Genomic DNA, 10,166 nt, shown 5'->3' on the forward strand with positions numbered 1-10,166 from the left:
CGTGAGCATGAGGCGCAAGGCAGGCTCCGGTGCGCGTGCAGGCGCCGCCAACCAACTGCGCATCATCGGCGGCGAGTGGCGCGGCCGGCGTCTGCGTTTTCCGGATGCCGACGGCCTGAGGCCGACCGCCGACCGTGTGCGAGAAACCCTGTTCAACTGGCTGCAGGGGCGGGTCTACGGTCGGCGCTGCCTGGATCTGTTTGCTGGCAGCGGGGCGCTGGGCTTCGAGGCCGCCTCGCGCGGCGCGGGCGAGGTCGTCATGGTCGAGGCTTCGCCCAAGGTGGCCGAGGCGCTGCGCGCCAATGCCGAATTGCTTGGCGCGGACGCCGTGCGCGTCGAGGCCCGGCGCGCGGAGGCGTTTCTGCAATCGGCCCCGCAGGGCTTCGACGTGGTGTTCCTCGATCCGCCCTTCGGCAAGGGTTTGCTGGCGCCGGTGCTGCGCGAATTGGCCGGTGGCGGCTGGTTGAATCCGGGCGCCTGTCTTTATGCCGAGTGTGAGGCCGAGCTCGGCGAGCCCGAGTTGCCGGCCGGCTACGAATTTCTGCGGCGCGGCCGGGCCGGGCAGGTGGCTTATTTCCTGGTCGCAAAACAAGCAGTGGCGAACGATGTCGAATGATGCCGTTCAGCGGACGTTGCGGCGGGTGGCATACGCGAGCCGATGGCGTAGGCTGTCGGTCACGCTATCGGGTTGTCCGGAGAAGCAGGTTTCATGAACGATTGGCTCATATTGTCGGGCGTCGCGGCGGTGCTACTGCTGTTGGCAGCGTTGTGGGGATTGATGCGTGTGCGGGCGTTGCGCGCCCAGCTCGAACAGGTCGGCGCGCAGTTGGACGCGCTGGAAACCGCCCGTCGCGAGGCGGATGCGGAAGCGTCCCGCCGGCAGGCGGCCGAAGCCACGCTGGCGACCCGGCTCGAAGCGCGCGACGAGACGATCGAGGGCTTGCGGCGCGAGTTGGCCGAACGCGAGCAGCAGATCGCCCGGGATCGCGCCGAAATCGGCTTGCTCAAGACGCAGGAGGCGGAACTCAACGAGCGCTTGAGTCAGGAGCGCAAGGCCGCCGATGAGAAGTTGGCCCTGCTGGAAGAGGCGCGCAGCAAGCTTGCCGATGCCTTCAAGGCGCTGTCCTCGGATGCTCTCGAGCGCAACAACGCTTCTTTCCTAAAGCTTGCGCAGGAAAATCTGCAGCGTTTCCAGGAAGGCGCTCGCGGCGATCTGCAGCAGCGCCAGAAGGCCATCGAGCAGCTCACCCAGCCGATTCGCGAGCGTCTGGAGAAATTCGACGGCAAGCTCGACGAGATGGAAAAAACCCGCCACGGCGCCTACAGCGCGCTTACCCAGCAGGTCGACGATCTGCTCAAGGTCCATCTGCCGCAGCTGCATCGGGAGACCGCCGATCTCGTCAAGGCGCTGCGCCAGCCCCAGGCGCGCGGGCGCTGGGGCGAAATTCAGCTGCGGCGGGTGGTCGAAATGGCCGGCATGCTGGAGCATTGCGATTTCGACGAACAGGTCAGCCAGACCACCGACGGCGGCAACCGGCTGCGCCCCGATCTCATCGTCCACTTGCCCGGCGGGCGCCAGGTCGTGGTGGACGCCAAGGCGCCGGTCGAAGCCTACCTCGAAGCCGTCGAGGCGCAGGACGAAACCGCCCGGGCCCAGGCGCTGGTGCGACATGCGCGGCAGGTGCGCGACCACGTCACGGCGCTCGGCAAGAAGGCCTACTTCGACCAGTTCGACCCCACGCCGGAGTTCGTCGTCCTCTTCGTGCCCGGCGAGGCGTTCTTCTCCGCCGCGCTCGCCCAGGATCCGACGCTGATCGAATACGGCGCGGAAAGCCGCGTCATTCCGGCCAGCCCCACCACGCTGATCGCTTTGCTCAAGGCCGTCTCCTACGGCTGGCGCCAGGAGGCCTTGGCGCAGAACGCCGCCGAGGTTGCCGCATTGGGCAAGGAACTCTACGAGCGCATCGGCACGCTGGCCGAGCACTGGAGCAAGGTCGGCAATCGCCTCAACCAGGCCGTGGAAGCCTACAACAGCTCGGTCGGCACTCTCGAACGCCGCGTGCTGCCCAGCGCCCGCAAGTTCCGCGATCTGCAGGCCGTCGCCGCCAACCGCGAGATCGACGCGCTGGCGCCGCTGACGCACGAGACGCGACCGCTGACTGCGCCGGAGATGCTGGCGGGAAATGATGCGGCGGATGTGCCCGACGACTGAGCGGCCGCCACCTATGCGGTGACCGAGCGCCGGGTTTCCGTGGGGGCGTGGCCGAAACTGCGCGAATAGGCGCGCGAGAAGGCGGCGACACTGTTGAAGCCTACATCCGCAGCGGTGGTTTTTACGCGTCCGCCCCGTAGGATGGCACGTCGCGCCAGGGTCAGCCGCCAGTGCGTGAGATAGGCGCCAGGCGTCATGCCGACCGTATCGCGGAACGATCTCATGAAGTGGCTGCGTGACATGCTGGCGAGGTCCGCCAGATCGTCGATACGCCAGCCGCGTGCCGGCGTGTCGTGCATGGCGACCAGTGCGCGGTGCAGGGTCGGGTGCGACAGACCGGCAAGCAGCCCGGGGGCGGTTGCTCCCTTATCGATCGCATGGCGCAGCAGCATGAGCACGATGACTTCGCTCAGGCGTTCGAGGGCGGTTTCACGTCCGCATCGTGAGTCTGATGCCTCCGCGACGAAGGCCTCGGTGATCGCGCGTAGTTCCGGACGTTCGTTCAGATCCACTTCCAGGCGGCTTGGCAGCGCGCCGAGCAGTGGATTGCCCGTTCCGCCGAATTCGACCACCGCGCTCGCCAGTACTGCATTCGTGGCGGCGAGGCCGGTCGTGCCGCTCGCTGAGAATATGAGCTGCGCGGCGCGCCGGTTGTCCCCGGAGAGTATGAGCAGAGTGACGTCCCCTGTCGGCCCCGGTGGCGCATTCACGCAGACCGAGAGATCGAAGGTTTTGAAGAAAGCCGACAGTCGATCGAATTTTTGTGCGTTCATGAGACTCTTGAGCATGAATTGTGGAGTTATTGTGCTTCAAAGTGTGTGATGCTGGCATTCGTTCGTCAATTACGAACAACCCTTAGGTCGATATACAGGAGTTTTGCCATGCTTGTTCCCCGCCAGAGCAGTCCCGCCCTCCATGTCCCGACGCTGGGCCACGGCGTTTTCGATCTTGCGGCAGAGAATCTCGAGCGCTTCACGCTGCTGTGTTTCTATCGCGGACTGCATTGCCCGATTTGCGCGACGTATTTGCGGGAACTTGAGCGCCTGACGCCGGCGTTTGCGGAACGCGGCGTAAGCACGATCGCGATCAGTTCCGACGACGGGGAACGGGCGCGCGCGATGGCCGACAAGATCGGTGCGCACGATCTTCGCATCGGCTACGGACTGTCGCTGAGTATGGCCAGGGACTGGGGGCTCTACATCTCGGCATCGCGCGGCACGACGTCGATCGGTATCGAAGAGCCGTCGTTGTTCTCGGAACCCGGACTGTTTCTCATTCGCCCGGACGGTTCGATCTATTTCATTTCGGTGCAATCGATGCCCTTCGTGCGGCCTAAGTTCTCGGAGATGCTGCAGGCCTTGGATTTCGTCATCAAGAACGACTACCCGGCGCGCGGCGAATACACCGGCGCGGTGTGATCCGTCTGCGCCGGCGCCGTGAATGGTTCGAATCACGATGCCTTCTGGCCTATGCCGGACGCTAGAGCCGGTTCGCGCTATTGAGCGGCTCCGGCAGCGCATCGCTCAGTGGCGTGAGCAGGCCATAGGCCAAGGTGGAGAGCCGGTGATGGAACTTCAGGGCAGAACGGCGTTGGTGACCGGATCGACGGACGGCGTCGGGCGGGTGGTGGCACAACGTCTGGGCGAGGCGGGTGCTCGCGTGCTGGTGCATGGGCGAGACGTACGCCGCGGCAAGGCTGTCGTCGCGGCCATCGAGGCGGCGGGCGGTCAGGCCGGATTCCTCGCCGCGGATTTCGCCTCGCTGGCGCAGGTCCGGAAGCTCGCAGATGCGGTGAAGCAGGCAACCGACGGACTGGATATCCTGATCAACAATGCCGGCATCGGTTTCGGTGCGCACGGGGCCGGGCGCGAACTGAGCGCCGACGGCATCGAACTGCGCTTCGCCGTCAACTACGTCGCCGGCTTCCTGCTCACCGAATCGCTGTTGCCTCTGCTCGAGGCCAGCGCGCCGGCACGCATCGTCAACGTGGCTTCGGCGGGGCAGTGCGCGATCAATTTCGAGGATGTGATGCTGGAGCGCGGTTACGATGGCCAGCGCGCCTATTGCCGGAGCAAGCTGGCACAGATCCTCTACACCTTCGACCTCGCGCAGCGGCTTGCCGGTCTCGGCGTATCCGTCAATTGTCTGCATCCGGCAACCTATATGGACACCACCATGGTGCGCGAGTCCGGCATTGCGCCGTGGAGCAGCGTCGAAGACGGCGCGGAAGCGATCCTGCGGCTTGCCGTATCGCCCGATCTGGAGGGCGTGAGCGGACGTTATTGCAACGGTCTGAACGAAGAGCGGGCGCATGAACAGGCCTACGATGACGAGGCGCGCGAAAGGCTGCGCAAGCTCAGCTTGCGGCTATGCGGACCGGCCGATTGAGGCGGCTGAAGTCCGTTTTCATCGTTGCCTCAGCCGGTATGATGGGCTCTGTGTCGAATTACGTATTAAAGAAATCATGAGGTGTTCGTGATCGAAATCGTAGAGGTGAATCTGGCGCTGTCGGCACATGCCGATGCGCTGCTGGCGATGATGTCGGGCTATTCGCTCGATGCGATGGGGGCTGGCAAGCCCTTGCCTGACGTGGTGAAGGCAGAACTGGTGCCGCGTTTGCGCGAACGCAGCGATTATCTGGGTGTGTTGGCGTTCGAGGGGGAGGAGCCGGCCGGTCTGGCGCACGGCTTCGAGGGTTTTTCGACTTTCATGGCGCGGCCGCTGCTGAACGTCCACGACGTGTTCGTGACGCCGGCGCACCGGGGTCAGGGTCTTGCGCCGCGCATGCTGACGCGGCTCGAAGAGCTGGCGCGCGAACGCGGCTGCGGCAAGCTGACGCTCGAAGTGCTGGAGTCCAACGTCCCGGCGCAGGCGGCGTACCGCAAGTTCGGCTTCGAGGCCTACATGCTCGACCCGAAGACGGGGCGGGCGCTGTTCTGGGAGAAGAAGCTGGTCTGAGGTCGGGGGGCGGGGTTGAAGTGATCGCGTTCGCGATATTCTTTCTGTGCGTGCTGGCTGTCATCGGTCTGTTGATGGCCGGCGGAGGCGATCGCCCCGGACGCCGAAAGGCCACCGTGCGGAAGCTGCCTGCGAAGAAGGTCGGAGCCGGTTTGCGGGTGAATCGAGGTCAGCTCGACCGCAAGGATCTCTATTACGACCCCAAGCAGTTCCGCCGTCCGCGCAGATAGACGGACTCCGGCGAACTCAGCTGGTGCGCGCGCGCAGATGGGCGTTGAGGCGGCGTTCCAGCAGGCGGAAGCCGTTGATGAGCACGAAAGAGATGATCAGATAGATTACCCCGGCGGCGAAGAAGATCTCTACGGGCGTATAGGTGACGGCGATGATGGTGCGCGCGGCGCCGGTGATGTCGAGCAGGGTGATGGTGCTGGCCAGGGCGCTGCCCTTGAGCATCAGGATGACTTCGTTGGTGTAGGCCGGCAGCGCCAGGCGGAAGGCGCGCGGGATGACGATGCGCCGGTACAGCCGCAGGCCGCTCATGCCCAGCGCGTGCGCCGCCTCGAGTTCGCCGTGCGGGATGGCCTGGATGGCGCCGCGCAGGATCTCGGCGGTGTAGGCCGAGGTGTTGAGCGTGAAGGCGATGATGGCGCACCAGTAGGCCTGGCTGAGTACCGGCCATAGGAAACTCTGACGAATGGCCTCGAACTGCGATAGGCCGTAGTAGACCAGAAATATCTGCACCAGCAGCGGCGTGCCGCGGAAGAAGAAGATGTAGCCGTAGGGCAGCAGGCGCACCCAGCCGCGCTCGGACACGCGCATCACGGCCATGGGCACGGCGATCATCAGGCCAAGCACACAGGACAGCGCGACGAGCTGCAGGGTGACGACGGCGCCGCCAAGCAACTGCGGCAGGTTGTCCCAGATGACGGCGTAGTTCATGTCCGGGCCCGTTGCATGCCGCGGTTGGCGTTACGTTCCAGCCAGGCGATGCCGGCGGTGGTGACGACCGTGAGCAGCAGGTAGATCAGCGCGGCGCTGGCGTAGAAGGTGAACGGTGCCTTGGTCTGGCTGACGGCGATGGCGGTGTCGCGCATCAGGTCGTTGGCCCCGACCACGGAGATCAGCGCGGTGTCCTTGAGCAGGGCGAGGAACAGGTTGCCCAGCGGCGGCAGGGCGAGGCGCCAGGTCTGCGGCAGCACGATGCGGCGAAACACCAGCAAGCGGTGCATGCCCATGGCCTGGGCCGCTTCGATCTGGCCGTGGGGGATGGCGTCGATGGCGCCGCGCACCACTTCCGAGGCGTAGGCGCCGTACATAAAGCCCAGCGCCACGGTGCCGGCCAGGAACGGGCTGAGTTCGATGTAGCCGGTATAGCCGAACAGGCCGGCGATCTTCATCAGCACGATGGACGCGCCGAAGTAGACCAGCAGAATGGCGAGCAGTTCCGGGATGCCGCGCACGATGGTGGTGTAGCCGGCGGCGAGCCAGCGCGCCGGCAGGAAGTGCGAGCGGGTCGCGGTAGCGCCGATCAGGCCCAGTACGACGGCGACCGCCATCGAGGCGAGCGACAGTTCGACGGTGACGAGCGTGCCTGCGAGCAGAAGGTTGCCGAAGCCCTGGAGGTCGATCATGTCGATGAGTATTGCGCGTCGATGACCGGGGCACGCGGCGCGCGCCCCGGTCGGCGCATCAGTAGATGTTGAACGGGAAGTATTTGGCGTTGATCTTCTTGTAGGTGCCGTCGGCGATGATGGCCGCCAGCGCCTTGTTCAGCTTCTCGCGCAGCGCGTTGTCGCCCTTGCGTACGGCGATGCCGATCTTGTCGCCGCTATAGACGGGTTTGCCCATGAATTCGTAGGGCTGACCGTCCTTGGACTTGAGCCAGTTATAGGTCACGTACTTGTCGGCCAGGATGGCGTTGAGGCGGCCGTTGGCCAGATCCAGGTAGGCGTTCTCCTGGGTGTCGTAGAGCTTGATCTTGACCACGCCCTTCATGTGCTGGTCGAGCCACTGCGCGGCGATGGTCGCGCGCTGGGCGCCAACGGTCATGCCCTTCATCGCGGCCTTGGTCGGCTCGAAGGGATGCGCCTTGGGACCGACGAACTGCAGCTTGTTCGAGTAGTAGGGGTTGGTGAAGGACACGGCCTTCTCACGCTCGGGCGTGATGGACATGCTGGCGACGATGGTGTCGAACTTGTGTGCCAGCAGGGCTGGAATGATGCCGTCCCAGGCCTGGGTGACCCACACGCACTTGACCTTCATCTGCTTGCACAGGGCGTTGCCGATGTCGATATCGAAGCCGCCGACGCTGCCGTCCTTGTTGATGTAGTTGAACGGAGGGTAGGCGCCTTCGGTACCCATGCGGATGACCTGTTCGGCGTTGGCCGCGCCGGCAAAACTCAGCCCGAGCAGTGCGGCGGAGATCAGCTTGTAGATTTTCATTGTGTGTAACCCCTTAGGTTGCCGGCGATCTATTGAGTGCTCGCCAGGAACTGCCGGCAGCGTTCCGAACGAGGATTGTCGAACACCTCAGCGGGCGTGCCCTGCTCCTCGATGCGCCCTTGGTGCAGGAACACGACCTGCGAGGAGACGTCGCGTGCGAAGCGCATCTCGTGGGTGACGATGAGCATGGTGCGCCCTTCCTCGGCCAGTTGGCGGATGACGCTCAGCACTTCGCCGACCAGCTCGGGATCGAGTGCGGAGGTGGGCTCGTCGAACAGGATTACCTTGGGCTGCATGGCCAGCGCACGGGCGATGGCCGCGCGCTGCTGCTGGCCACCGGACAGGCTCACCGGATAGGCGTCGCGCTTGTCGTAGAGCCCGACCTTCTGCAGTAGCGCCTCGGCCTGCTCGACGGCCTCGGCCTTGTTCTGTTTCCTGACCTGCGTGGGCGCCTCGATGACGTTCTGCAGGATGCTCATGTGCGGCCACAGGTTGAAGCCCTGGAACACGAAGCCGAGCTGGGCGCGGAAACGGTCGAGCTGGCGGCTGTCGGCGGCGTTGAGCACGCCGTCGCGCTGGCGGGCGAGCTTGAGTTCCTCGCCGTCGAGCACGATGCGGCCCTCGTTCGGGCGTTCCAGCAGATTGACGCAGCGCAGCAGCGTGCTCTTGCCCGAGCCGCTGGAGCCGATGATCGAAATGGCGTCGCCGGCGTGCGCGGTGAGATCGATGCCCTTGAGGACTTCGAGGCCGGCGTAGCGCTTGTGGATGTTCTCGAGCTGTAGGACAGGAACTTGTCTGTTCACGCGTTCATGTTGCTTTATCGCTTGGACGCCGCCGCGGTGTCGCGGCAGCCCGGCGTCCGTTTGTAGTCGACGCAGTGGTCATGGACAGGGCGGGCAGTCTTGCCACTCGCCGCCACCATGTCAAGTTTCCGTAACGTTGGCCGGAACGCCATGCTTGCCCCTCGATGACGCGGTCTGCCGTTGTTTTGCCCGAATACCGTGCCGTGCGGCGCCGGTTTCGGGGTTTATGTCTGCCCGACGGCTAATCCGGGCAAAGATCGGGCCAGTTGCGTTCGGCATCGCCGAAGGCCAGGAAGTGCGGGTTGAGCAACGACTCCTTGGTGTTGTAGCGCAGGCGCCGCCCCTGAGTGTCGGTCAGTTGGCCGCCCGCCTCCTCGAGCACGCACTGCGCCGCGGCGGTGTCCCACTCGGAAGTCAGGCCGAGGCGTGGATACAGGTCGGCGCGTCCCTCGGCGACCAGGCAAGTCTTGAGCGCACTGCCCATACTGATGAACTCGTATTCGCCGATGCGCTCGAGCAGTTCCTTGAGGTTGGGGCTGGCATGCGAGCGAGAGCCGGCGATGACCGGCGGCACGGCGGCAGGGCGGACGTGGATGTCGGTGCTGCCGTTGGCATCGTGGCGGCGCGCACCGAGCCGGTGCGCGGCTTCGTAGGTGGTGTTCAGCGCGGGAGCGTAGACCACGCCGAGCAGCGTGTCGTGCTCGTGTACCAACGCGATGTTGACGCTGAATTCGCCGTTGCGCTTGATGAACTCGCGGGTGCCGTCGAGCGGATCGATGAGCCAGTAGGTCTGCCAGGAGGCGCGTTCCTCGAACGGCACCGATTCGGATTCTTCGGACAGCACCGGGTAGAGCGGTTCCAGCGTCTGTAGCCGCTCGACGATGAGCCGGTGTGCGGCGTAGTCGGCATCTGTGACGGGGGTCTTGTCGTCCTTGTGGGTGATGCCCAGGTCGACGTTTTCGTAGACCTCCATGGTCGCCCGCCCGGCGGCTTCGGCGATATCGATGACGGCGGGAAGAAGGCTGCGGAGTTGTTCGTGGGTTGGGGCGGTCATAGCTGTCCGTTGCGGATGCGGTCGCGGGTGAGATATAGCGCGGCGAGTGAGCGGGCTTCGCTGAAGTCGTCGCGTTCGATAAGTGATTCGATGTCTTCAAGCCGCCAGGGCACGACCTCGATTTCTTCGGGTTCGTCGCCGGGCAGACGCCGGGGATAGAGGTCGCGGGCGAGCACGATGTGCGTGCGGTGGCTCATGTAGCCGGGGGCCACGCTCAGGGCGGTGAGCAGTTCGAGTCTCTGTCCGCCGTGGCCGATTTCTTCCATGATTTCGCGGTTGGCTGCCTCGAGGACGTCTTCTCCGGCTTCGATGCGCCCTTTAGGCAGACCGAGTTCGTAGCTTTCACTGCCGGCGGCGTATTCGCGGATGAGCAGTACGGTCTCGGGATCAAGCAGAGGCACGATCAGCACCGCGCCGCCGCTGCCGCCGACTAGGCGTTCGTACTGCGCGCGTACGCCGTTGGCGAATTCCAGATCCAGGGCCTCGACACGGAAGATGCGGCTTTGGGCGACGATGCGGCTGTCGAGGATGCGGGGTTTTTCAGGCATGGACGGAAGTATGCGGGCTGGTGGGGTTGGTCGCAATGTGGGAGTGTTCGGTTGATCTTAGTTTATGACGGTTTGGTTTTGTTCGTTGTGGGGTGTTTTCGGGCTCGCCGGAACTCATGCTGCAGTGGCTGAGGTTGGTTTCGGGGGGG

Annotated in this window: 13 protein-coding genes; 6 read left to right on the top strand and 7 right to left on the bottom strand. The window is 64.8% G+C overall.

Annotated features, from left to right (window positions below):
* Positions 1-7 precede the first annotated feature (7 nt).
* Positions 8-616 (top strand): 16S rRNA (guanine(966)-N(2))-methyltransferase RsmD, encoded by a 609-nt coding sequence (rsmD, locus tag P8014_RS07780; RefSeq protein ID WP_337816747.1) that lies wholly within the window; start codon positions 8-10, stop codon positions 614-616.
* A gap of 93 nt (positions 617-709) precedes the next feature.
* Positions 710-2,212: a DNA recombination protein RmuC gene (gene rmuC, locus P8014_RS07785; protein WP_337816748.1), complete on the top strand. Its 1,503-nt coding sequence runs from the start codon at positions 710-712 to the stop codon at positions 2,210-2,212.
* 11 nt (positions 2,213-2,223) lie between these two features.
* Here rmuC and P8014_RS07790 read toward each other — a convergent pair whose 3' ends face one another.
* Positions 2,224-2,985 (bottom strand): AraC family transcriptional regulator, encoded by a 762-nt coding sequence (locus P8014_RS07790; RefSeq protein ID WP_337816749.1) that lies wholly within the window; start codon positions 2,983-2,985, stop codon positions 2,224-2,226.
* A 108-nt stretch (positions 2,986-3,093) separates the two neighbouring features.
* Here P8014_RS07790 and P8014_RS07795 point away from each other — a divergent pair, with 108 nt between their 5' ends.
* The 4 genes from P8014_RS07795 (at position 3,094) to P8014_RS07810 (ending at position 5,400) form a co-directional block, all read left to right on the top strand.
* On the top strand, positions 3,094-3,630 hold the full coding sequence (locus tag P8014_RS07795; RefSeq protein WP_337816750.1) for a peroxiredoxin-like family protein: 537 nt from the start codon (positions 3,094-3,096) through the stop codon (positions 3,628-3,630).
* Between the two features lie 148 nt (positions 3,631-3,778).
* Positions 3,779-4,600 (top strand): SDR family NAD(P)-dependent oxidoreductase, encoded by an 822-nt coding sequence (locus P8014_RS07800; RefSeq protein ID WP_337816751.1) that lies wholly within the window; start codon positions 3,779-3,781, stop codon positions 4,598-4,600.
* Between the two features lie 87 nt (positions 4,601-4,687).
* Positions 4,688-5,170, top strand: a complete 483-nt coding sequence (locus tag P8014_RS07805) for a GNAT family N-acetyltransferase (protein WP_337816752.1) — start codon at positions 4,688-4,690, stop codon at positions 5,168-5,170.
* A 20-nt stretch (positions 5,171-5,190) separates the two neighbouring features.
* Positions 5,191-5,400, top strand: coding sequence for a hypothetical protein (locus tag P8014_RS07810; protein WP_337816753.1), 210 nt, complete (start codon positions 5,191-5,193; stop codon positions 5,398-5,400).
* 16 nt (positions 5,401-5,416) lie between these two features.
* Here the strand turns inward: P8014_RS07810 and P8014_RS07815 are convergent, their stop codons facing one another.
* From P8014_RS07815 to nudE, 6 genes are all read right to left on the bottom strand, one after another.
* A complete protein-coding gene (locus P8014_RS07815) occupies positions 5,417-6,109 on the bottom strand; it encodes an ABC transporter permease (RefSeq protein ID WP_337816754.1) in 693 nt (230 codons plus the stop codon).
* On the bottom strand, positions 6,106-6,801 hold the full coding sequence (locus P8014_RS07820) for an ABC transporter permease (protein ID WP_337816755.1): 696 nt from the start codon (positions 6,799-6,801) through the stop codon (positions 6,106-6,108). Before P8014_RS07820 ends, P8014_RS07815 begins: the two co-directional genes overlap by 4 nt.
* Before the next feature lie 58 nt (positions 6,802-6,859).
* Entirely contained in the window at positions 6,860-7,612 is a 753-nt protein-coding gene (locus P8014_RS07825) for an ABC transporter substrate-binding protein (protein ID WP_337816756.1), read from the bottom strand.
* 29 nt (positions 7,613-7,641) lie between these two features.
* Positions 7,642-8,415: an ATP-binding cassette domain-containing protein gene (locus P8014_RS07830; RefSeq protein WP_337816757.1), complete on the bottom strand. Its 774-nt coding sequence runs from the start codon at positions 8,413-8,415 to the stop codon at positions 7,642-7,644.
* Between the two features lie 241 nt (positions 8,416-8,656).
* Complete coding sequence (cysQ, locus tag P8014_RS07835) at positions 8,657-9,469, bottom strand: 3'(2'),5'-bisphosphate nucleotidase CysQ (protein WP_337816758.1); 813 nt, start codon at positions 9,467-9,469, stop codon at positions 8,657-8,659.
* The gene (gene nudE, locus P8014_RS07840; protein ID WP_337816759.1) at positions 9,466-10,017 is read right to left on the bottom strand and encodes an ADP compounds hydrolase NudE; all 552 of its coding nucleotides are present in this window, start codon (positions 10,015-10,017) and stop codon (positions 9,466-9,468) included. The genes cysQ and nudE overlap by 4 nt, the downstream gene beginning before the upstream one ends.
* Positions 10,018-10,166 lie beyond the last annotated feature (149 nt).

It is taken from the genome of Acidihalobacter sp. (assembly GCF_037381185.1).
Taxonomy (GTDB): Bacteria; Pseudomonadota; Gammaproteobacteria; order DSM-5130; family Acidihalobacteraceae; genus Acidihalobacter_A.